21 protein-coding genes and 3 pseudogenes are annotated in these 23,107 nt (G+C 41.5%); 20 read left to right on the forward strand and 4 right to left on the reverse strand.

Annotated elements, in window-relative coordinates; genetic code table 11:
- The first annotated feature begins 1 nt into the window (after nt 1).
- Together ACMZ6Z_RS02645 and ACMZ6Z_RS02650 are read left to right on the forward strand one after the other, a co-directional pair.
- The gene (locus ACMZ6Z_RS02645) at nt 2-862 is read left to right on the forward strand and encodes a metal ABC transporter permease (protein WP_416131118.1); all 861 of its coding nucleotides are present in this window, start codon (nt 2-4) and stop codon (nt 860-862) included.
- Nucleotides 855-1,691: a metal ABC transporter permease gene (locus ACMZ6Z_RS02650; protein WP_416131119.1), complete on the forward strand. Its 837-nt coding sequence runs from the start codon at nt 855-857 to the stop codon at nt 1,689-1,691. Before ACMZ6Z_RS02645 ends, ACMZ6Z_RS02650 begins: the two co-directional genes overlap by 8 nt.
- A 52-nt stretch (nt 1,692-1,743) precedes the next feature.
- Here ACMZ6Z_RS02650 and ACMZ6Z_RS02655 read toward each other — a convergent pair whose 3' ends face one another.
- Nucleotides 1,744-2,541 carry a peptidylprolyl isomerase gene (locus ACMZ6Z_RS02655; protein ID WP_416131120.1) on the reverse strand — a complete coding sequence of 266 codons (798 nt, stop codon included), beginning with the start codon at nt 2,539-2,541 and terminating at the stop codon, nt 1,744-1,746.
- Nucleotides 2,542-2,780: 239 nt separating this feature from the next.
- Here ACMZ6Z_RS02655 and ACMZ6Z_RS02660 point away from each other — a divergent pair, with 239 nt between their 5' ends.
- The 3 genes from ACMZ6Z_RS02660 (at nt 2,781) to ACMZ6Z_RS02670 (ending at nt 7,651) form a co-directional block, all read left to right on the forward strand.
- On the forward strand, nt 2,781-3,407 hold the full coding sequence (locus tag ACMZ6Z_RS02660) for a YutD family protein (protein ID WP_416131121.1): 627 nt from the start codon (nt 2,781-2,783) through the stop codon (nt 3,405-3,407).
- A gap of 721 nt (nt 3,408-4,128) precedes the next feature.
- Nucleotides 4,129-5,916 carry an ABC transporter ATP-binding protein gene (locus ACMZ6Z_RS02665; protein ID WP_416131122.1) on the forward strand — a complete coding sequence of 596 codons (1,788 nt, stop codon included), beginning with the start codon at nt 4,129-4,131 and terminating at the stop codon, nt 5,914-5,916.
- Nucleotides 5,906-7,651 (forward strand): ABC transporter ATP-binding protein, encoded by a 1,746-nt coding sequence (locus tag ACMZ6Z_RS02670; protein ID WP_416131123.1) that lies wholly within the window; start codon nt 5,906-5,908, stop codon nt 7,649-7,651. Before ACMZ6Z_RS02665 ends, ACMZ6Z_RS02670 begins: the two co-directional genes overlap by 11 nt.
- Here the strand turns inward: ACMZ6Z_RS02670 and ACMZ6Z_RS02675 are convergent.
- A complete protein-coding gene (locus ACMZ6Z_RS02675) occupies nt 7,625-8,203 on the reverse strand; it encodes a hypothetical protein (protein WP_416131124.1) in 579 nt (192 codons plus the stop codon). The genes ACMZ6Z_RS02670 and ACMZ6Z_RS02675 overlap by 27 nt on opposite strands.
- A gap of 103 nt (nt 8,204-8,306) precedes the next feature.
- Between ACMZ6Z_RS02675 and ACMZ6Z_RS02680 the strand changes: the two genes are divergently transcribed.
- The 4 genes from ACMZ6Z_RS02680 (at nt 8,307) to asnA (ending at nt 11,407) form a co-directional block, all read left to right on the forward strand.
- Entirely contained in the window at nt 8,307-8,768 is a 462-nt protein-coding gene (locus ACMZ6Z_RS02680) for a Dps family protein (RefSeq protein ID WP_416131125.1), read from the forward strand.
- Between the two features lie 127 nt (nt 8,769-8,895).
- The gene (locus ACMZ6Z_RS02685) at nt 8,896-9,129 is read left to right on the forward strand and encodes a YqgQ family protein (protein ID WP_416131126.1); all 234 of its coding nucleotides are present in this window, start codon (nt 8,896-8,898) and stop codon (nt 9,127-9,129) included.
- A 35-nt stretch (nt 9,130-9,164) separates the two neighbouring features.
- The gene (locus tag ACMZ6Z_RS02690) at nt 9,165-10,130 is read left to right on the forward strand and encodes an ROK family glucokinase (RefSeq protein WP_416131128.1); all 966 of its coding nucleotides are present in this window, start codon (nt 9,165-9,167) and stop codon (nt 10,128-10,130) included.
- Nucleotides 10,131-10,414: 284 nt separating this feature from the next.
- Complete coding sequence (gene asnA / locus ACMZ6Z_RS02695) at nt 10,415-11,407, forward strand: aspartate--ammonia ligase (RefSeq protein ID WP_416131129.1); 993 nt, start codon at nt 10,415-10,417, stop codon at nt 11,405-11,407.
- A gap of 81 nt (nt 11,408-11,488) precedes the next feature.
- Here the strand turns inward: asnA and ACMZ6Z_RS02700 are convergent, their stop codons facing one another.
- Both ACMZ6Z_RS02700 and ACMZ6Z_RS02705 read right to left on the reverse strand, forming a co-directional pair.
- A complete protein-coding gene (locus ACMZ6Z_RS02700) occupies nt 11,489-11,983 on the reverse strand; it encodes a transposase (protein ID WP_416131130.1) in 495 nt (164 codons plus the stop codon).
- Between the two features lie 22 nt (nt 11,984-12,005).
- Nucleotides 12,006-12,242 (reverse strand): transposase, encoded by a 237-nt coding sequence (locus tag ACMZ6Z_RS02705; RefSeq protein WP_416131131.1) that lies wholly within the window; start codon nt 12,240-12,242, stop codon nt 12,006-12,008.
- Nucleotides 12,243-12,815: 573 nt separating this feature from the next.
- On the opposite strand from ACMZ6Z_RS02705, the gene typA reads away from it, so the two are divergent.
- From typA to ACMZ6Z_RS02760, 11 genes and pseudogenes are all read left to right on the forward strand, one after another.
- Nucleotides 12,816-14,657, forward strand: a complete 1,842-nt coding sequence (typA, locus tag ACMZ6Z_RS02710; RefSeq protein WP_416131132.1) for a translational GTPase TypA — start codon at nt 12,816-12,818, stop codon at nt 14,655-14,657.
- Between the two features lie 32 nt (nt 14,658-14,689).
- Nucleotides 14,690-14,965, forward strand: coding sequence for a DUF3165 family protein (locus ACMZ6Z_RS02715; RefSeq protein WP_416131133.1), 276 nt, complete (start codon nt 14,690-14,692; stop codon nt 14,963-14,965).
- Nucleotides 14,966-15,410: 445 nt separating this feature from the next.
- Nucleotides 15,411-16,775 carry a UDP-N-acetylmuramoyl-L-alanine--D-glutamate ligase gene (gene murD, locus ACMZ6Z_RS02720; RefSeq protein WP_416131134.1) on the forward strand — a complete coding sequence of 455 codons (1,365 nt, stop codon included), beginning with the start codon at nt 15,411-15,413 and terminating at the stop codon, nt 16,773-16,775.
- Nucleotides 16,768-17,841, forward strand: a complete 1,074-nt coding sequence (locus ACMZ6Z_RS02725; RefSeq protein ID WP_416131135.1) for a UDP-N-acetylglucosamine--N-acetylmuramyl-(pentapeptide) pyrophosphoryl-undecaprenol N-acetylglucosamine transferase — start codon at nt 16,768-16,770, stop codon at nt 17,839-17,841. Before murD ends, ACMZ6Z_RS02725 begins: the two co-directional genes overlap by 8 nt.
- Nucleotides 17,842-17,845: 4 nt before the next feature.
- On the forward strand, nt 17,846-18,961 hold the full coding sequence (locus ACMZ6Z_RS02730) for an FtsQ-type POTRA domain-containing protein (RefSeq protein ID WP_416131136.1): 1,116 nt from the start codon (nt 17,846-17,848) through the stop codon (nt 18,959-18,961).
- 160 nt (nt 18,962-19,121) lie between these two features.
- A pseudogene (gene ftsA, locus ACMZ6Z_RS02735) lies at nt 19,122-20,312 on the forward strand (cell division protein FtsA); the annotation flags it as partial.
- Entirely contained in the window at nt 20,289-20,492 is a 204-nt protein-coding gene (locus tag ACMZ6Z_RS02740; RefSeq protein WP_416131170.1) for a cell division protein FtsA C-terminal domain-containing protein, read from the forward strand. The pseudogene ftsA and the gene ACMZ6Z_RS02740, both read left to right, overlap by 24 nt.
- A 17-nt stretch (nt 20,493-20,509) precedes the next feature.
- A pseudogene (ftsZ, locus tag ACMZ6Z_RS02745) lies at nt 20,510-21,511 on the forward strand (cell division protein FtsZ); the annotation flags it as partial.
- Between the two features lie 57 nt (nt 21,512-21,568).
- Nucleotides 21,569-21,823 (forward strand): annotated as a pseudogene (locus tag ACMZ6Z_RS02750) (cell division protein FtsZ); the annotation flags it as partial.
- Between the two features lie 8 nt (nt 21,824-21,831).
- A complete protein-coding gene (locus ACMZ6Z_RS02755) occupies nt 21,832-22,500 on the forward strand; it encodes a YggS family pyridoxal phosphate-dependent enzyme (protein ID WP_416131137.1) in 669 nt (222 codons plus the stop codon).
- 9 nt (nt 22,501-22,509) lie between these two features.
- Entirely contained in the window at nt 22,510-23,106 is a 597-nt protein-coding gene (locus tag ACMZ6Z_RS02760) for a cell division protein SepF (RefSeq protein WP_416131138.1), read from the forward strand.
- Nucleotide 23,107 lies beyond the last annotated feature (1 nt).

Genomic DNA, 23,107 nt, shown 5'->3' on the forward strand with positions numbered 1-23,107 from the left:
CATGTACGGTATTTTGACAGATTATGCTTTTGTGACCGTGGCTTTTGGGACATCTGTATTTGCCCTGGCATCTTGCCTTCTAGGCTCGATCAGTGTTCTCAAACGCCAGAGCCTTGTGGGTGATGCTCTAGGCCATGCCTCTTATCCAGGTGTTATTTTGTCCTTCATGGTTTTTGAGTCGCGCCATCCCTTACTATTGATGCTGGGTGCGATGCTGACAGGTTTGCTTTCTTATAGCTTGATTTTTCTCATTCACAGCTATAGTAAGCAGAGCTATGTCAATGCTCTTTCCTTGGTATCGGCTTCCTTTTTTGGACTGGGAATGGTTTTGAAAAACCTTCTCCAGGGCAATAGTCACTATCAAAAAGCTTCACAAGCAGGCCTTCAAAATTACCTGTTTGGTCAGGCTGCCTTCATCCAAAAGTCAGATCTTTATCTTATTATGGGGGTATCTTTGCTAGTGATTGGGCTTTTTTGCCTTTTATTTTATCAGCTTAGTCTCTATCTATTTGATGAGAATTTTGCTCAAATTGCAGCAGTGCCCATAAAAGCTATTAAGATAGGGCAGATTATCTTAATGACTGCCCTGATTGCTGTCGGGTTAAAAGTGGTGGGGGCTATCTTGATGAGTAGCTTTTTGATTGCGCCCAGTGTTTTTGGTCTGCTTGTAGGAAAAACCTATCGCCACAGCTTGATAGCAGGTAGTCTCATGGCTGTTTTTTCAGCCTTTCTAGGCAGTTTCTTAAGCTCTATGATTAAGGGCATGTCTACAGGGCCTAGCATCATCATCGTGATGAGTCTTTTTATCGCCTTAGCTTTTATGTGGTCAACTTATGTGAGAAAGGAAAATCGACATGCCTGAAGTTCTCTTGATTATGGTAGTGCTTGCCATTTCGTGTAGTATGGTTGGTAATATTTTGGTCATCACCAATCAGAGTATGCTTGCGGATGCCTTATCCCACTCGGTCTTGCTGGGGATTGTTCTAGGTTTTTTCCTTGTTAGGGATCTAAATTCGCCGCTTTTGATGATTGGTGCCAGTGTGTTTGGGGTCTTAACCATCGTTTTGATTGATCGCATTCATAGTCAAAAAGTTGCCCACGATGCTGCGACAGGCTTGGTTTTCACCTGCTTTTTTGCTTTGGGGGTCATGCTCATCTCTTTGTTTGCTAGAAATGTCCATCTTGATTTGGATATGGTTTTGATGGGTGAGGTATTGTTTGCCCCTTTTGTCAGAATGGATTTATTTGGCCTTAGTCTGCCTTTGGCATTGGTTAAAGGCTTAATTTTTCTTCTAGTTATCAGTACTTTCTACCTGCTTTTTTTCCGTCACTTGTCTCTCTTTTTGTTTGATCAGACGCAGGCAAGACTAGCAGGAGTCAAGGTTTCACTGTTAATGGTTAGCCTTATGTTTTTGACGTCTTTAAGCATTGTAACCGCTTTTGATAGTCTAGGGTCCATCACAGTGATTAGCTTTTTAGTAGCTCCGGCCATGCTAGCGAGTTTGGTCACCAGACGCTTCGTCTGGTTTAGTGTCTTAAGTTCTCTTTTTGCAGTAGCTATAGCTAGTATAGGCTATTATATCAGTCTGGGACTTGATGTGACTGTTTCTGGCGTAACAGCCCTAGTCGCCTTGATCACTTTTTTAATCGCTTTAGCCTTCAAAAAGTTGCTAGGTTTGAGACGGTCATAATCACAAAAGCACGAGTTCTTCTTAGCTTAAGATGAACTCGTGCTTTTTGTGATTAGTTGATTTTGGCTTCTTTGATAACGGTTATTGTTTTGATGGTGACGGCCTCTTTTGGCTTGTCTGCCTCACCTGTTTCAACAGCTGCGATTTGATCTACAATAGCCATACCATCGATTACCTGACCAAAGACGGTGTAAGAGCCATCAAGGCTTAGATTACCACCATGTTGATAGGCTTCAATGATTGGTTGAGGGTAGTCACCAGGTTTGATATGATCAGACTGGCTATTAGGGTTTTGGTTGATAAAAAATTGGCTACCATTGGTATTAGGACCAGCATTTGCCATCGAAAGAGCTCCACGAAGGTTAAAGAGATAAGGTGTGACTTCATTTTTAAAGCCAGTACCTGAATCAATGTTTTTATCTTTTCCTTGCCAGATGGATTGCCCGCCCGTGCCGTTACCATTTGGATCTCCTGTTTGAATCATAAAATCCTTGATGACACGATGGAAACTCAAGCCGTCATAGTAGCCCTCCTTAGCGTGAGTGATAAAGTTTTGGACAGCTAAAGGAGCGTATTTGGGAAAGAGCTTGACGCTGATATCCCCCATGCTTGTTGTGATGATGACTTGGCTTTCATCTTGAGCAAGGGTTTCAGACAGCTGTGGGAAGGCTTCTTTACCAGCCTTCAGAGCTTTTTGGATCTCTTTTTTGGCACTGCTTTCAGCTTTTTTGGCTTGATTTAAAGCCTCTTTTTGCTCAACATAGTGATCGCCTTTTAGAGAACGTTCAATCTTATCACAAGCGGTTAAAAAAACAAGACCAGTCAAGGTGATTAATAGTATTTTTTTCATGAGAACCTCTATTTTTTATTAAAGTAGTAACATTATACCACAACCAGAAAGGCTTTGATACCAAAAACTGATATGATCTGGATTGATGATACCGTCGTCTGATAATGATTGTTTGTATGGTCACAAATGTTTTGAAATAGTGTATAATAAAAAGACATGAACAAACAGCTGCTAATGCTTTTAACCCCACTATATTCACAAAATGAGGTGTTTAGCAGATCAATCAGAAAGGATTCCCCTTGCGAAAAGACGTTTTACCAGAACAACTTAACTACCATAAATTTCCAGGTCCTACCTTCCTTCACTTTGGTGATGTGGTCAAGAGTGAAGCAGGTGACATTCAGTTCACACTGGTTCACAATGAGAAGGATGCTTTTAACCCCGAAACATTTGGGCAGCGTTTTTCAGAATGGCTCTTAACCTATGATTACTTGGTCGGAGATTGGGCGAGTGATCAGTTGAGAATCAAGGGCTTTTATAAGGATAGTAAGGCTAGTGCTAAGTTTAGTCGTTTTTCGAGGATTACGGAGTATTTAAAGGAGTACTGTGCTTTTGGCTGTGCTTACTTTATCCTTGAAAATCAAGAACCTGTCAACCTCATGACTGAAGAGGAGAGTTCTTCCCAACATAAGCGCAGACATCAGCAGAAGTCATCTAAGACGTCCAAAGCTAATACGAGTTCTCCCAAAGAGACATCTAGGAAGCCTTCGTTTAAGAAAAAGACCAAGGCAGTCAAAGCTCCATCTGATAAAGACTCTGTCTCCCAACATCAAGGACGATCTAAGCATCGCTCATCAAAGAAAAACCCTGTCAAGCCTGCAACATCCTCCCAAGGACAGCATTTCACCATTCGTCAAAAAAGTTAAGACAGAAGGTATGACATGGTTTTGTAATCATTTATGCGTTTCTGATTTTTACGATTTCACAATTTTTTGATGCTTATAGAGAATAGGAATGTTAAGCGTGGTTTATCTTAGTCGGTAGTGAGGTTGGGACAAAAGTCCTAGCCTCTCAATTATTTTTTGAATTGTCAATCGAGACGCAGTGGTTGAGTGAACTCTAATACGCTGATTTTATCAGCTTTTACAGTCCTACTCAACTGTGCGGAGGTGGGAGTGAAACGGTCTTTGGATAGACCGTTTCAGCCCGAACCTAGACATAAAAGAGTGAGGGAAATCGAATTCTGACGAATGACCGATTTTTGTCCCACTCTCTTTATTTTCTTTTCCACTAAATACTTAAAAAAAACAATCATTAAGACAGCTGTTTTTGAATGAATATGCTATAATAGATTGTAAAAACAATAAGATTATAGATAGCGGTTTCAAAAGTTTCTTATTGATGAGCTTTATCATCAGTGAGTCTTGGAATTTGCTCATCATATAATCTAAACGATTATACTATGTAATAGTAGGTTAAAAAAGAAAACAGAGAAAGTGACGTCAATGTCGATAGCGCTAGCCTTCGCCTAAAGCGACTTACGGCTTTTCTAACCTGTACAATCACTATAACGATTTGGGAAGTGAGATATGCTCTGATTGAGTGAGCATATCTCATTCCCTTTTCCTATGAATCAAAAGGAGCATTATGGAAAACACATCACCTAAAACCAAACCCAAAACTATTTTACTAAGACTAGGCTGGTTTTTCAGATTAGAGAAAAAAGCCTATAGTTTAGGGATAGTTGCTTTGATTTTGGTCGCACTTTTAAATTTAATTCCCCCGATGGTCATGGGGGATGTGATTGACAAGATCACCACGCAGCGTTTGCGAGCCTCCGCATTATTAGCTCAACTCTTATTATTAGTCTTGGCAGCCTTTGGGATGTATGCCTTGCGATATGTATGGCGCATGTATATCTTAGGAACGTCCTATCGTTTGGGGCAAATCATGCGTTCACGTCTGTTTAAACACTTGACTAGCATGTCACCATCTTTTTACCAAAAGTATCGGACAGGTGATTTGATGGCTCATGCAACCAATGACATCAATGCCCTCACTCGCTTGGCAGGTGGAGGTGTTATGTCAGCTGTTGATGCCTCAGTGACAGCAGCTGTGACCCTTTTGACCATGTTTTTTAGTATCTCATGGCAGATGACCTTAATTGCGATTATTCCCCTACCTTTGATGGCTTATGCTACCAGTCGACTGGGACGTAAAACACACAAGGCTTTTGGGCAATCTCAAGCTGCTTTTTCAGACCTTAATAATAAGGTTCAAGAGAGTGTTTCTGGGATTAAGGTCACCAAGTCCTTTGGCTACCAGACCGACGAACTGGCTTCTTTTCAAGAAACCAATGACATGACTTATGAGATGAATCTATCGACAAAAAAGTACGATATTCTCTTTGACCCCTTGGTTCTTTTATTTATAGGAGCTTCTTACACCTTGACCTTACTTATGGGGTCGGTCATGGTCTCAAGAGGGCAAGTAACAGTTGGCCATTTAGTGACCTTCATTACCTATCTGGACATGCTAGTTTGGCCATTGATGGCTATTGGCTTTTTGTTTAATATGGTGCAGCGAGGTGCTGTTTCTTATGATCGTATCGAAAACTTATTGGATCAAGTGTCTGATGTGCAAGATCCTAAAAAGCCACTCCCAAGTATTCAAAATGGTGATATTGTCTTTGCCATCGATCAGTTTACCTATCATGATTCAGCAACCACGACCTTAGAGGCCATTCAGTTTACCGTAAAAAAAGGGCAAACCCTAGGCTTAGTTGGTCAGACAGGTTCAGGAAAGACGACCTTGATCAAACTACTCTTACGAGAATATGATGTTAATCAAGGTCATATCAGCCTAGATGGGCATAACATTAAAGATTACAAGCTTTCTGAGCTTCGTCAGCTGATGGGCTATGTTCCCCAAGATCAGATGCTCTTTGCGACCAGTATTATCAATAACGTTCGCTTTGGAGACACTAGCCTGAATCTAGAGCGAGTGATGGAAGCAACGAGACTGTCTCAGGTTTATGATGATATTAAGGATATGCCAGAGGGCTTTGAGACGGTGATTGGCGAAAAAGGGGTTTCTCTATCAGGTGGTCAGAGGCAGCGTATTGCCATGAGCCGTGCCATGATTTTAGATCCAGATATTTTGATTTTGGATGACTCTCTCTCAGCAGTTGATGCTAAAACAGAACATCGTATTATTGACAATCTCAAAGCAACGCGTCAAGATAAAACAACCATTATTTCTGCGCATCGTTTATCTGCGGTAGTGCATGCGGATCTTATTTTGGTGATGCAAAATGGTCGTATTATTGAGCGTGGTAAGCACGAGGAACTCTTGGCACAAAATGGCTGGTATGCTAGAACCTATGATTCACAGCAATTAGCCCAAGCAGTAGAGGAGGTGGCTTATGACATCTAAAGCACAACAATGGCAGGTATTTAAACGCCTTATTGGCTATTTAAAACCCTACCAATTATGGACGGTAGCAGCCCTAGCCTTACTCTTATTGACCTCTGTCGTAAGGAGTTTGATTCCTTTACTAGCTTCTCACATTATTGATCGCTACCTCTCTGATTTGACTGGTTTTGCCTCGGTGGTCTTGCTGGGTTACTATGGCATGTACCTTTTACAGACCTTGATCCAGTATATGGGAAATTATTTCTTTGCTCGCGTTTCTTATAGCATTGTCCGTGATATTCGTCGCGATGCCTTTGCCAATATGGAAAAACTAGGCATGTCCTATTTTGATCGAACGCCAGCAGGAACTATTGTGTCACGTATTACCAATGATACAGAGGCGGTTAGCGAGATGTTTTCAGGTATCCTTTCCAGCTTTATTTCTGCCATCTTTATTTTTACAGTAACGCTTTATACCATGCTGACCTTAGATGAGTGGCTGACAGGGTTAGTGGTGCTTTTCTTACCCTTGATCTTGATATTGGTCAATCTCTATCGCAAGCAATCCATGCCTGTCATCTCTAAAACGCGTGCCTTCTTGGGAGAGATTAACTCCAAACTAGCCGAAAGCATTGAAGGGATCCGCATTATCCAAGCTTTTGGTCAAGAAGCCCGTTTACAGGCCGAATTTGATGCCATCAATGATCAGCACTTTGAGTATTCCAAACGCTCCATGTCATTAGACAGCCTTTTGTTAAGACCAGCTATGAGTTTACTGAAACTGTTGGCCTATGCTGTTTTGATGGCCTATTTAGGCTATCGTAGCAATGACTTAGGCATCACGGCGGGGATGATGTATGCCTTCATCCAGTACATCAATCGTCTTTTTGATCCTCTTATAGAGGTTACGCAAAATTTTTCAGTCTTGCAAACGTCAATGGTTTCAGCCAGCCGTGTCTTTGATTTGATTGATGAGACAGTCTACGAACCAAAACAAGACGCTCAAGACATTCAGATGACAGATGGCAATATTGTCTTTGAGAAGGTGTCCTTTTCTTACGATGGCAAACGCCAGATTCTAAATAACATCTCCTTCAAGGTCAAGAAGGGACAAACCATCGCCTTTGTTGGACCAACAGGATCAGGAAAGTCCTCAATTATCAATGTTTTAATGCGTTTTTATGAGTTCCAATCCGGTCGCGTGTTGATTGATGGCCTTGATATTCGCAACTATCCAGCTCATGAGTTAAGAGACAATATGGGGCTGGTTTTACAAGATCCTTTCTTGTATCACGGTAGCATTAAGTCAAATATTGCCATGTATAAAGATCTTACAGATGAGGAAATCAAGGCAGCTGCTAGATTTGTTGACGCTGATGATTTTATCCAAAAGTTGCCTGATGCTTATGACCATGCCGTCTCAGAACGTGGCTCAGGTTTTTCAACGGGGCAACGTCAGCTACTAGCTTTTGCGCGAACAGTCGCTGCCAAGCCCAAAATCCTCATCCTTGATGAGGCGACTGCCAATATTGATTCTGAGACAGAGACCTTGGTTCAAACGTCCCTAGAGAAAATGCGTCAAGGACGTACCACCATTGCTATCGCCCATCGCCTATCAACCATTCAAGATGCTGATTGTATCTATGTCCTTGATAAGGGGACAATTATCGAAAGCGGTCGTCATGAAGACTTGCTGGCTTTAGGTGGTACTTACCAAAGAATGTACCAACTACAAGCTGGTATGATGGATGATTAAAACAAGAAGATAAGCAAGACTAAGGTAGGGAACAAAAGCGAGTTCTCTATCTTTTTTAGTGGCAAATGCTAAGATGCCTAGAGTGGAAGCGATTTGAACCACCCATAACAGCTCTTGAAACGAGATGACAAAAGACAGCAAGGCTAGGTAAAGAAAGTCACCACTTCCTATTTTGATATTTTTGACTTCAGCGAGTAGGGCAAGTAATATGAGAGCCGTTGTTGTTGATTGCCAATCATGGGTCAATGCCAGAGGGATAATCATCAGTAAGCCGATAATGAGAGGAAAGGCATGTGATGTGACATCATACAAAGATAATAAAAGGCTAGCCCCCAATAGCAGCAGGTGATTGAGTGGCAGGATTTCCCAAAAGGCTAATAAGGCTAGAAAGCCGTAGCAAAAGCTAAGGATAGCACAGTGGTAGGTCAAGTTTAATCGGTAGTAAGGAGAGTGTTTAGCCGATAATTCAAAGGAAGTTCCTGGAAAGAGGTTGAGGATGATCCCTAGAAAAAAGCCGATAGCAGCTCCTGATAACAAGAATAAAACAGTCATACTATCTTATTCGAAAAAATAATGTGAAAAAAGTTATTTTTTACTTGACTTTTATTTAGAATCATTCTAAAATAGACTTATCACTATTAAAGGAGGCCTACTTATGGCATACAACAAAACACAAAGCGTTCTTAATCAAGCAGTAGCAGACTTATCAAAAGCAGCTTCTATTGTTCACCAAGCACACTGGTACATGCGTGGTCCTGGTTTTTTCTACCTACATCCTAAGATGGATGACTTGATGGCTGAATTGGATGAGACGCTGGATCTTGTTAGTGAGCGTTTGATCACTATTGGAGGAGCTCCTTACTCAACCTTGAAAGAATTTGATGAGCATTCTAAATTAGCTGAGGAAGTTGGTCATTATGACCTGTCAATGACGGAGCGCTTAGAGCGTTTAGTAGAGGTTTACCAGTACCTTTCAGAACTGTTCCAAGAAGGTCTTGAAGTCAGTGATGCAGAAGGAGACAATCCTTCAAACGGTATTTTCGCTGATGCCCAGGAGATGGCTCAAAAAACCTTGTGGATGCTCCAAGCAGAAATTGGACGCCCTTCAGGTTTGTAACAGTAAGAGAGTGAGACCAAATTTCCTGGACATCAGGAATAGGGTCTTGCTTTTTTTGCTGTTGACAAAGTGCAAACGCTTGCTAAAATCACTTGAAAAAGACTCTTGTTTTTGTTAGAATGCTTGTATGAAAACACTTTACGATGTTCAGCAAGTTCTCAAACATTTTGGCATCTATGTTTATTTAGGGAAGCGTCTTTTTGACATTGAGCTGATGAAGATAGAGTTGGCTCGCTTACATGACAATGGCTTGATTGAGGAAGAAGTCTATTTGCAAGCTGAGTTGATCCTGAGACGTGAGCATCGCTTGGAAATAGAAGCAGAAAAAAATAAGAGAAATAGGCAATCAGATGATCGTTAAAAGAACAAATCATCTGACGTAATCGAGGTGACAACATGGCAAAAAAACTATTAGGTATTGACCTTGGTGGGACAACCATTAAGTTTGGTATTTTGACTAAAGCAGGAGACATTCAAGAAAAATGGGCGATTGAAACCAACACCTTAGATGGTGGAAAACACATTGTCCCTGATATTGTGGCCTCTATCAAACATCGTTTAGACCTCTATGGTTTGACGGGTGAGGATTTCATCGGTATTGGCATGGGGTCTCCTGGTGCTGTCAACCGTGACGAAAAGACTGTCACAGGAGCATTCAACCTTAACTGGAAAGACCAGCAAGAGGTTGGCTCTATCATTGAGAAAGAGACAGGTATTCCATTTGCGATTGATAATGATGCCAACGTCGCTGCACTTGGAGAGCGCTGGGTTGGTGCCGGTGCCAACAACCCTGATGTGATTTTTATGACACTGGGGACAGGTGTCGGTGGTGGTATTATTGCTGATGGTCATCTTATCCATGGCGTTGCTGGTGCTGGTGGTGAGATAGGTCACATGGTTGTAGAGCCAGATACTGGCTTTGCCTGTACTTGTGGTACTATCGGATGTTTGGAGACAGTGGCATCTGCGACTGGTGTTGTGCGTGTGGCTCGCCGTTTGGCAGAGACATACGAAGGTAGCTCAAGTATCAAAGCCTCTATAGACAATGGTGATGAAGTATCTAGTAAGGCCATTTTTGAGGCTGCTCAGCAGGGTGACTTTTTCGCTGATAGCGTCGTTGATAAGGTCTGCTTTTACCTTGGTCTCGCTGCAGCCAATATGTCCAATCTCCTAAATCCTGATTCTGTCGTTATCGGCGGAGGCGTCTCTGCTGCGGGAGAATTCTTACGATCTCGTGTGGAAACCTACTTTAAACAATACACGTTTCCACAAGTACGCCAGTCAACACAAATCAAATTGGCAGAGCTAGGAAATGATGCTGGCATTATTGGAGCAGCTAGCCTGGTTCTTGAGCACCAATAGCCAGAGTTTTTGATTAAAAAGGATTTACAATACTAAACCAACCAGTCCATCATGTTTTACCAAAGTGGCTATCAAGATATTCTTGTTATAGCTAATGGGTAAAACCTTGGGCTGGTTTTTAGGTTTATGTGAGTGAAAAGGGCGGTGTCATTCAGGTTAGTGATAAGGCTATTTTGCCTTGTCTTTTTCAGTTTAGTCGGACTTGTTAGCAGAGCTGTTTGTTGGCTATCTTTTTGGCAAAAAAAATAGTACAATAAACCATATCTTTTTTTAAGGGGAGCATTATGGAAAAATCATTTATTCATCAGCAAGAAGAAATTTCATTTGTTAAAAATACTTTTACCCAATACCTTATTGATAAATTAGGCATCGTTGAGGTTCAAGGGCCAATTTTGAGCCGTGTTGGAGATGGCATGCAGGACAATCTTTCAGGGGTTGAAAATGCTGTTCGTGTTCATGTCAAACTCATTCCTGACGATGAGTACGAGGTGGTTCATTCTCTAGCCAAGTGGAAGCGTCATACTTTAGCACGATTTAGCTTTGGTGAAGGGGAGGGACTCTTTGTCCACATGAAGGCTCTACGTCCTGATGAGGATTCGCTTGATCCAACACACTCCGTTTTTGTTGACCAGTGGGATTGGGAAAAAGTCATCCCAAGTGGTCAGCGCAATCTGGCCTACTTAAAAGAAACGGTGGAGCAAATCTATAAGGCCATTCGTCTGACAGAGTTGGCTGTAGAGGCTCGTTATGATATGGAGTCGCTTTTGCCCAAGAAAATCACCTTTATTCACTCTGAGGATTTAGTGAGAGATTATCCTGATTTGACACCAAAAGAGCGTGAAAACGCTATTACTAAAAAGCACGGGGCGGTCTTTTTGATGGGGATCGGTGGTGAGTTGAGTGACGGCCAGCCTCATGATGGTCGTGCTCCTGATTACGATGATTGGACCTCTGTTTCAGAAAGGAATTACAAGGGGCTAAACGGTGATATACTGGTCTGGAATGATCAGTTGGGTGCAGCGTTTGAGTTATCTTCTATGGGCATTCGGGTTGATCAAGAAGCCCTAAAAAGACAGGTTGCCATCACAAAAGATGAAGAGCGCCTACAGTATGATTGGCATCAATCCCTTTTGAATGGCGAATTGCCACTAACCATTGGTGGTGGGATCGGTCAATCTCGTTTAGCGATGTTCTTACTTCGTAAACAACACATCGGCGAAGTCCAATCAAGTGTCTGGCCAGAAATAGTACGCCAAGAATTTGAGCATATCTTGTAAATAGACATTTAATATTGTTTTGTTAGGGGAGCATCAAAAGAGTATAGGACAAAACTCTTAGAACCTGTATTCACAAAATTATTAAGCCCTTAAAAGCCGACTAATGTGTGATCGTTTGACAAAAGCAACCTCTGACGATACGGACTTTTCAACATCCTTAGCTAATCTTCGAGAGTGGTTCAACCAAGCAAAAGTTCGCTCAACAACCCAACGTTTGGGAATGATTTGCCAGCTACCCTTAATTTTTTCAGAAATATCTACCGGGCAACCAAATTCCTCCATTATCATCTCCTCAAAACTTTTCCGATAACCAGCATCGGCTGAAAAAGCCTTGATGGTTGGGAATGTTACCATCACTTTTCGAGCTACTAAAAAGCCTGATTTTGTGTCGTGCAAATTAGCTGCATGAACCACCACATCAAGAAGATTTCCCATGGTATCAACAACGATGTGGCGCTTCCTCCCTTTGACTTTTTTACCGCCATCAATCCCACGTTCCTCTGCAACATCTGTTGTTTTCACGCTTTGAGAATCAATGATAGCATAGGTTGGAGTGGCTGCTCTATCGGCTTTCAATCGCTTTTTTTAACCAGTTCCGTCAAAATGGTGTCCCACAGCCGCTCTCCTTGGCACGACGAAAGAAACTCCAAACAGTTGGGTAAGGAGGGAAATCATGAGGGAGCATGCGCCATTGGCAGCCTGTTTTAGTGATATACAAGGTTGCGTTCACGAGTTCTCGTTTAGACCATTTATAGGTGCGGTGTTTGGCGAAATAGGGTTCAAATTGAGCCCATTCTTGATCGGTTAAATCAGTATCATATGCTTTTCGTGTCATATCTTTAGTTTAACATTTTTTGTGAATACAGGTTCTAACTTTGACCAACCTACTATTAAATCTTTTTGTATATAATGCTCGAATAATTGTAAACGCTAAAAGAGTCATAATTAAAACCGCCATTAAAGGTCTCCCAAAATTTACACCACCAACCGGAAACCCAAAAAGAGATAACAAATAGAAATACAGATACTCCATAAAAAACCATCTGCAAATAAAAAATGAAACAAGAAAATTAATCAGATCCAAAATCTAAATATTTATTTTTTTCATACCTCCCCTTGCTGATTCTATTGTAACATAGCGTAACGCTTCTTCTTATGAATAGAACCTTCTTTGAAATTTGATATACAGTTAATAGATTTATCCAAAGAAATTACTAATATTGAAATTGATTGGGAGCTATCATACTAAAAAAATTCAAAACACTACAAGTTCGTGTGAACTTGTGGTATTTTTTCGATGCAAGTATCATAAATAAGAGTGAAAACATTTACACTGTTGTCTTTGTCACCATTTCTGAAATTTTGTGTTATACTTGTACAGTTAATAAAAGATATTTTAGAGGAAAACATGACAAATTTAAGAACTGATATCCGCAACGTTGCGATTATTGCCCACGTTGACCACGGGAAAACAACCCTTGTTGATGAATTACTAAAACAGTCTCAGACGCTTGATGAGCGTAAAGAATTAGCTGAGCGTGCGATGGATTCAAATGACCTTGAAAAAGAGCGTGGAATTACCATCTTAGCCAAAAACACAGCTGTTGCCTACCATGACACACGCATCAATATCATGGACACACCAGGACACGCGGACTTCGGAGGAGAAGTTGAGCGTATCATGAAAATGGTTGATGGGGTTGTCTTGGTCGTGGATGCTTATGAAGGAACCATGCCTCAAACACGCTTTGTGTTGAAAAAAGCCCTTGAGCAAAACCTCATCCCAATCGTGGTGGTCAACAAAATCGATAAACCATCAGCTCGTCCGGCAGAGGTTGTTGATGAGGTTCTGGAGTTATTTATCGAATTGGGCGCTGACGATGAGCAACTGGATTTCCCTGTTGTTTACGCATCAGCCATCAATGGAACGTCGTCTATGTCAGATGACCCAGCCGATCAAGAGGCTTCAATGGCACCGATTTTTGATACCATTATTGAGCACATTCCAGCTCCAGTTGATAATTCAGATGAGCCGCTACAATTCCAAGTTTCGCTACTTGACTACAATGATTTTGTAGGGCGTATCGGTATCGGCCGTGTCTTTCGTGGTACTGTTAAAGTTGGTGACCAAGTTACCCTTTCAAAACTTGATGGGTCAACCAAGAATTTCCGTGTTACTAAACTTTTTGGTTTCTTTGGTCTTGAACGCCGTGAAATTCAAGAAGCTAAAGCGGGTGATTTGATTGCCGTTTCAGGTATGGAAGATATCTTCGTTGGTGAAACAGTCACACCACAAGACGCTATCGAGCCACTTCCAGTCCTTCGTATTGATGAGCCAACCCTTCAAATGACCTTCTTAGCTAACAACTCACCGTTTGCCGGTCGTGAAGGCAAGCACGTAACATCACGTAAGGTTGAAGAACGTCTTCTTGCGGAATTGCAAACGGACGTATCGCTTCGTGTTGAGATGACGGACTCTCCTGACAAATGGGTTGTTTCAGGGCGTGGTGAGCTTCACTTGTCTATCCTTATTGAGACCATGCGTCGTGAGGGTTACGAGCTTCAAGTGTCTAAGCCTGAAGTGATTATCAAAGAGGTTGATGGCGTTAAGTGTGAGCCATTTGAGCGTGTGCAAATCGACACTCCAGAAGAGTATCAAGGTGCGATCATTCAAGCTCTTTCTGAGCGTAAAGGTGATATGCTTGATATGACCATGGTTGGTAACGGTCAAACACGTTTGATCTTCTTGATTCCAGCACGTGGTTTGATTGGGTTCTCAACAGAGTTTCTATCAATGACACGTGGTTATGGTATCATGAACCATACCTTTGATCAGTACCTCCCTCTTGTGCCAGGAGATATTGGCGGCCGTCACCGTGGTGCTCTTGTCTCGATTGATAATGGTAAGGCAACGACTTACTCAATCATGCGTATTGAAGAGCGTGGTACCATCTTTGTCAACCCAGGGACAGAAGTTTACGAAGGAATGATTATCGGTGAAAATGCTCGTGAAAATGACCTTGGTGTTAATATCACAACAGCAAAACAAATGACAAACGTTCGTTCAGCAACGAAAGACCAAACCTCTGTTATCAAAACACCACGCATCCTAACGCTTGAAGAATCTATTGAATTTCTAGATTATGATGAGTACATGGAAGTCACACCAGAGTCGATTCGTTTGCGTAAGCAAATCTTGAATAAGGCGGCGCGTGATAAAGCCAACAAAAAGAAAAAATCAGCAGAGTAAAGCAGTAGCAAGCGACACTAGCAAGGAGAACCATGTTTTATTTATTAGTATTACTTGCCATTGTTCTTTACTACTTTCTTATGGCGCCAAAGACTATCCGTAGCACACTCAATTCGATTGGCTTGATGTTGCTGATAGCCCTCTTAGCGTTTTTATCCATCATTGGAGTCATCAATCTGATTAAGGCGCCTAGTGATGTTCACATCATCGTAGCCATGTCTGTTTTAGGTTTTTGGGCTTTTAGAGATGTTATTCGCTTATCAGTGAGGTCTCGTTCTAAAGGATTCTTAGCCAACAAAACCAGGTGAGTCAAAGGTGACAACATTCTTGAGCTTCTTTCCATCCTTGGTATTCGAACACTAAATCTTGCTAATACGTTTATCTAAAAAGAAGAGGCTGGGAAATCCAGCCTCTTTAAACGATTCTAGAAAACCATTTGATAGTCCATAAACCTATCGTTAAAAAAATCAAATCGTTTTTCACTGTCCTTGTCACTTAGGCCATGGCTTTTGAGGGATAGCCTTCTTGAAAAATGGTTTGATAAAGGGTAAAATAGGACAATAGTAACTGCTACAAAAAAGATAAAAAAATAAAAAAGATTGTTCATGCTTCAAAAATCATCAAAACCCTCCTGTGGGCTGGTTTGCTTGGTATGACTGCTATTGATTAAACCACTTTATCTAGTCTATTTTTGGGGATAATGTGAGCATCAACAACAAGAATCTATAAGAAATGGTCAGGTGTTATGACAACATGAAAAGTGTCTCATTATTTGAAAATCAAAAAGTTCTTGTCTTGGGTTTGGCGAGATCTGGACAGGCAGCAGCCAGATTACTTGCCAAATTGGGGGCTATTGTGACCGTAAATGATGGTAAACCCTTTGCTGAAAACCCATCCGCCCAAGCCTTACTGGAGGAGGGCATCAAGGTGGTTTGTGGTAGTCATCCTTTGGAACTTTTGGAGGAAGACTTTGCCTTGATGGTCAAAAATCCAGGTATTCCCTATTCGAATCCTATGGTGGAGAAGGCTCGTGAGTATGGTATTCCAATCTGGACAGAGGTGGAGCTAGCAGGCCTTGTGTCAGAAGCCCCTATTATTGGGATCACAGGTTCAAATGGCAAGACTACGACCACGACCATGATTGCGAATGTTTTTAACCATTCGGGAAAATCAGCGCTTTTAGCTGGAAACATTGGCTTTCCAGCGTCTGAGATGGCTATGACAGCAAGCGTGAAAGATACCTTGGTGATGGAATTATCATCCTTTCAACTCATGGGAGTAGAGACCTTTAGGCCACACATTGCTGTGATCACTAATTTTGAAGCCAGTCATCTGGATTATCATGGCACGTTTGAGCATTATGTTGCAGCCAAATGGGCTATTCAAAATCAGATGACAGAGACAGACTTTTTGGTGCTTAATGTTGATCAAGACCTTGCCCAAGAATTAGCCTCACAAACACAGGCAAGTCTCATTCCTTTTTCAAGACTGTCAAAAGTCGATGGTGCTTATCTCAAAGAAGGTTACTTGTATTTTAAAGAAGAGCGCATTATGGCATCAGAGGATCTAGGCGTTCCAGGAAGTCATAATATCGAAAATGCCTTAGCAACAATTGCCGTTGCTAAATTATCTGGTATTGCAAACCAAGCTATTAAAGAAACCTTGTCAGCTTTTGGAGGTGTTAAGCACCGTCTGCAACATGCTGGTTCAATCAAGGGGATTTCTTTTTTCAATGATTCTAAATCGACCAATTGTTTAGCCACTCAAAAGGCCCTATCAGGATTTGATAAAGAGCGTGTCCTCCTCATAGCTGGTGGTTTGGACCGTGGCAATGGTTTTGAGGTTCTTTTGCCTGATATCAAGGGTTTAAAAGCCATGTTAGTGCTTGGTGAGACAGCTCCTAAACTAGCAGCAGTAGCCAAATCAGCGGGTATTCCAGTAGTTTTTGCTAAGGATGTGGCAGATGCGACTCGCAAGGCTTTTGCTTTAGCTGAGTCTGGTGATACAGTGCTTTTGAGTCCTGCTAACGCTAGTTGGGATATGTATCGTGATTTTGAAAGCCGCGGAGATGAATTTTTAGCGACAGTGGCAGCCTTGAAAGGGGAAGGTGATGCGTAAGAAAATCGTTTTGACTGGTGGTGGGACGGTAGGTCATGTCACGCTAAATCTCTTACTGATTCCAAAACTTATCAAAGATGGTTTTGAAGTCCACTATATTGGTGATCAGTCTGGTATTGAGTACCAAGAAATCAAACGTTTGGGAGAAAAGGTGACCTTTCATGCGATTGCTACTGGAAAATTAAGACGCTATTTTTCTTGGCAAAACCTGCTAGATATCTTTAAGGTTGCTCTTGGTGTGTTTCAATCATTGGCTATTATTGCCAACATAAGACCTCAAGCACTTTTTTCAAAGGGTGGTTTTGTTTCAGTGCCTCCAGTGATAGCAGCTAGATTGCTTGGTGTACCAGTCTTTGTTCATGAGTCGGACTTATCGATGGGGCTGGCTAATAAAATCGCCTATCGATTCGCCACAAAAATGTACACAACCTTTGAACAAACTCCTCAGTTAACCAAGACTGAGCATATTGGTGCGATTACCAAGATTGATTCCTGCTCTGACTCAAATAAAGATGTGATAGCAGACATTAAAAGACATTTTGATGATAAGAAGAAAAGCCTGCTTTTTATTGGAGGTTCAGCAGGTGCTAGGGTCTTTAATGACTTTATTAGCAAACATATCAAGTCTTTATGTAAAATCTACAATATCATCAATATCTCTGGTGATTCAGGTTTAAATACCTTGGAAGACAATCTTTATCGTATTGATTATGTGACAGATTTATATCAGCCGTTACTAAGTCTTGCTGATGTTGTCATCACGCGTGGTGGTTCAAATACTCTTTTTGAATTACTGGCCCTTAAAAAATTACAGATTATTGTGCCTTTAGGAAAAGAGGCCAGTCGAGGTGATCAGTTGGAAAATGCTGCTTATTTCACAGAACGTGGCTATGCCTTGCAATTAGACGAGCAAGATTTAGATTTAGAACATCTGACACAAGCAGTCGAGGAGCTGATGGCTAGAGCTTCAGCATTTGAGCTAGCCATGGCACAGAGCCAAGAGTTGACGTCGCTTCAAGCCTTCTATCAAGAACTCATGGCATCTATCGAAAGCACAAAAGGTTAAAAGTATGGTCAAAGATATTGAAACAACAAAACAGCCTGAAGAAGAGCCAGTCTTGAGCGAATGGCAAAAACGTAATCAGGAATTTTTAAAGAAAAAAGCTGAGGAAAAGGCTGAACAAGAAGAGGTTGATAAACGTCTCAGAGAACTCAAGCGTTCCCAAGTTTTAGGGGATGTTATTGAAAAAGAGCCGAAAACGAAACTGTCTAAGTACTCACGGAAATCAAAAAAACAGGCAGATCAAAAGAAGAAAGCAAAATCTAAGAAAATAAAGAAGGTCAGAAAAAAAGACCCTCATCGCAATCGCTTTGTGTCGGTTCTTTCTTTAGCGACCATAGTGTTTTTACTGTCGATGTTTATGGTGAGTCCTTTGAGTAAGTCCAAAGAAATCATGGTCTCTGGTCAGCAAGCGACAGACCTAGACACCATTATCCAAGATTCTGGGATTAAAGCTCAGGATTACGTGACACAGGTTTTTTGGCGACGCGACCAGATAGCTAAAAAAATTGTTAAGGCCAACCCTTGGCTTGAGTCTGCTAAGATAAGATTTCACTTGCCAAATCGTTTTACTATCCTGGTGAAAGAATACGATATTATCGCTTATCGGCAGCAGAACGCTTCTTATCAGCCCATACTATCAAATGGTGTGATTATTGATCAAGCCACGCAGACATTACCAGATGCTTTTTTGAGTGTCCACTTAGATAAGGCCAAAGATGTTAGTCGTTTCATAAAGGCAAAGCAATCCTTGAAACAGTCTATTCAAGCCAATATTCAGTCTGTGTCCCGAGAAGACTCCAAGTCAACGACAGATTTGGTCAAACTAACCATGTACGATGGCAATACGGTACTTGTGCCCTTGTCAAAAATGGCAGAACGATTACCTTACTATCCACAGGTGGCTCGCCACATGCTGACACCAGGTATTATTGATATGGAAGTGGGCATCTATATCGCGACAGAAGAGGAAACCTCGTCAGAAGATTCACAAGAAGATAAGGAAAATGCTGAATCAGACAGTGAAACGGGTGATGAAACATCCCAAGCTGGTGACCAATCTCAGACAGATCTTAACCAGCAACAGCAAGGACAGAGTCAAGAAACACCAGTCATTGCGCAATGATAGATAAAGTCGTCTTTACTTGGTTACATTTGTATAACAAAAAGCACAAAAAGTAGTCATCTTGTGCTTTTTTGTGGTATAATATGCTTTGAATAATTCCATAAGTGTGTGGTTTTTAGAAATAGAACAGTAAGTAATTGAAAGAATGAGAGGTTAGGGAATGGCAAGAAACGGCTTTTTTACGGGCTTAGATATCGGTACTAGCTCTATTAAAGTGCTCGTTGCAGAATATATCAATGATGAAATGAACGTTATTGGTGTCAGCAATGTCAAGAGTTCAGGTGTTAAAGATGGTATTATTGTAGACATTGATGCAGCAGCTAAAGAGATCAAATCAGCGATTGAACAGGCGGCTGAAAAATCAGGGATTACGATTGAAAAGATAAACGTTGGGCTACCAGCAAATCTTTTGCAAATTGAGCCTACTCAAGGGATGATTCCTGTCACAAGTGAATCAAAAGAAATCAAAGATGAAGATGTTGAAAGTGTTGTTAAATCAGCATTAACTAAGAGCATTACCCCTGAGCGTGAAGTGATTTCTCTGGTTCCTGAAGAGTTTATTGTTGATAGTTTTCAAGGTATCCGTGACCCACGTGGTATGATGGGGATTCGTTTGGAGATGAGAGGTCTCCTCTACACAGGTCCATCAACCATCCTACACAATCTGAGAAAAACCGTTGAGCGTGCAGGCATTTCCGTTGAAAATATCATTATTTCACCTTTGGCAACAGCCAAATCGGTGCTGAATGAGGGTGAGCGTGAGTTTGGAGCTACGATTATTGATATGGGTGGTGGGCAAACCACTGTCGCATCCATGAGGGTTCAAGAGCTACAATACACCAACATTTACCCGGAGGGTGGTGACTATGTCACCAAGGATATTTCCAAAGTTTTAAAAACTTCTCTACCTATTGCAGAAGCACTGAAGTTTAATTTTGGTAATGCTAATGTCAAAGAGGCAAGTGCTACTGATAGTGTTCAAGTAGAGGTTGTTGGTAGCGATACACCTGTAGATGTTACCGAAAAATACCTTGCTGAGATTATCTCAGCACGTGTTAAGCATGTTTTAGAGCGTGTTAAACAGGACTTAGAGCGTGGTCGTTTGTTGGAATTACCAGGTGGTATTGTGATCGTTGGTGGTGGTGCTATCTTACCAGGTGTGGTTGAAATCGCACAAGAACTATTTGGAACAAAGGTCAAACTATTTGTTCCTCATCAAGTGGGTATTCGAAACCCCATGTTTGCTAATGTAATTGGCTTAGTAGAGTATGTTGGTACCTTGACTGAGGTTGATATCATTGCTCAGTCAGCTGTTACTGGAGAAGAGTTGCTTCGTCGTAAGCCTGTTGAGACTGGTCCTAACTACACAACATCACACCAGTCCAACCAGTCGGCTCAAAATGACTTTGCTTTTAATGATGCAAATTATTTTGACCAAGCGGCGCCTATTCAAGAAATGCCTAAGCCTGAAGAACCTAAACAAAACATTGGTGATAAGGTTCGTGGTATTTTTGGCAGTATGTTTGATTAAAAAAGTGAGGAAATTAAATGTCGTTTTCATTTGATACAGCATCTATGCAAGGTGCCATCATTAAAGTTATAGGAGTCGGCGGTGGCGGTGGAAATGCCATTAACCGTATGATTGATGAAGGTCTTACCGGCGTAGAATTTATTGCAGCAAATACTGATATTCAAGCCTTAAGCTCATCCAAAGCTGAGACAGTTATCCAACTTGGCCCCAAGCTGACGCGTGGACTCGGTGCTGGAGGACAGCCTGAGGTTGGACGTAAGGCTGCTGAAGAAAGTGAAGAAGTTTTAACAGATGCTCTTAATGGAGCGGATATGGTCTTTATCACTGCTGGGATGGGCGGCGGTTCAGGTACTGGTGCAGCCCCTGTTATCGCTCGTGTTGCCAAAAGCTTAGGAGCTTTGACAGTGGCAGTAGTCACACGTCCATTTGGTTTTGAAGGAAATAAACGTGGGAACTTTGCTATTGAGGGGATTCAAGAATTACGTGATCAAGTTGATACCCTGTTGATCATTTCAAACAACAACTTGCTTGAGATTGTTGACAAGAAGACCCCTCTTCTTGAAGCCCTTAGTGAGGCCGATAACGTCCTTCGTCAAGGTGTTCAAGGGATTACTGACCTCATCACTAATCCTGGTCTCATCAACTTAGACTTTGCGGATGTCAAAACAGTTATGGCCAATAAAGGCAATGCACTTATGGGGATTGGTATTGGTTCAGGTGAGGAGCGTATTGTTGAGGCTTCTCGTAAAGCCATTTACTCACCTTTACTTGAAACTACTATTGATGGCGCTGAGGATGTTATTATTAACGTTACAGGTGGGCTTGATATGACCCTTACGGAAGCTGAAGAAGCATCAGAGATTGTGGGACAAGCCGCAGGTAATGGGGTTAACATTTGGCTTGGAACGTCTATCGACGATACCCTTAAAGATGAAATTCGTGTGACGGTCGTTGCGACAGGTGTTCGTCAAGATCGAACCGAGCAAGTTGCTGGGATTCGCGCGACACCACGTTCTTTTAACAACCAAGCGTCATCGTCAGCTCCCTCATCAAAACAACATTCAGAAGAATCCGCTCCATCTTTTGATCGCCGTCAAGTCAACTTTGACATGGCTCAAAATGTGGACATGCCTTCTTCTCAAAGAGCTCCACAACCAGATTTTAACCAACCAAGTCAACATTCTGCTTTTGGAAATTGGGATTTACGTCGAGACCATATTGCTCGTCCGACAGAAGGTGAGTTGGATGGTAGGCTTAACATGTCTACTTTCTCAGGTTCTTCTGATTTGGATGATGAGCTTGAGACACCTCCATTTTTCAAAAATCGTTAAGGAAAATGATGGCTTTAGAACAACATAAAACCAGTATTTTTCAAGACGTTGATCAAGTGGTTGCAGATAGTCATGCTTCCCAGACAGTCACTATTATCGCAGTGACGAAATATGTTGATGTTGACACAACCAGTCAACTCATAGAGCTTGGTGTCAATCACCTTGGTGAAAATCGTGTTGATCAGTTTTTGAAGAAATACCAGGCTCTAGCTAATAAGCCTGTAACCTGGCATTTCATTGGTAGTCTTCAACGCCGAAAGGTTAAGGATATTATCAATTTAGTGGATTATTTTCATGCTTTGGATTCTATTAAGTTAGCTCAAGAAATCAATAAGCGAGCAGACCATGTCATCAACTGTTTTTTACAGGTTAACTTGTCAGAAGAAGCCAGTAAACATGGATTTTTGAGAGATGAGATTGAGCAAGCCTTGGTCGCTATAGCAGATATGCCAAAAATCAATCTGGTTGGTTTGATGACCATGGCACCTTTAGCAGCTAGTCAGACTGAGTTAGAGGACTTATTTGCAGCAACTCATCAACTAAAAGAAATGATAAAAGCCAAAAAAATAAAGAATATGCCGATGACAGAATTAAGCATGGGAATGAGTGGTGACTATCCATTAGCCATCAAACATGGTGCAACATTTGTGCGAATTGGTAAATTGTTCTTTCAATAGGAGAAATTTATGGCATTAAAAGATACATTTGAAAAAGTAATTTCTTATTTTGATACAGATGAAGTCACTGATGTCGAAGAGTTGGAAGATTCTTTACCTCAACAAGACATCAGGCAGTCTAGTGACTACTCTAAACCTCCTGTATCAGAAAGAACCTCTAGAGCAGCTAGTCGATCAGCTACCTCTCATCAACCAAAAGCAACGTCATCACTCCAAGAAGAGAGACGTCTGCGCGAAGAGAAAAAACCTTATAGAAAAGAACAAATGAGAAATTCATCACAACATCAAATGAATCCACCATTATCAAATCAGCCAACGATTGCCCTCAAATACCCTCGTAAATACGAAGATGCGACAGAGATTGTAGACCTATTAGCAGGTAATGAGTGCGTATTGATTGATTTTCAATACATGCTAGAGGCACAAGCGCGTCGCTGTTTAGACTTTGTTGATGGGGCAAGCCGTGTTTTGTCAGGAAATCTTCGAAAGGTAGGTTCTTCGATGTACCTGCTCACACCTCAATTTGTGGTTGTCGATATTGAAGAGATGACCATTCCAAACGCTGGTCAGGATATCAATTTTGACTATGATATGAAACGACGTTAAT

This window comes from Streptococcus pluranimalium, assembly GCF_047785705.1.
Classification (GTDB): domain Bacteria; phylum Bacillota; class Bacilli; order Lactobacillales; family Streptococcaceae; genus Streptococcus; species Streptococcus pluranimalium_A.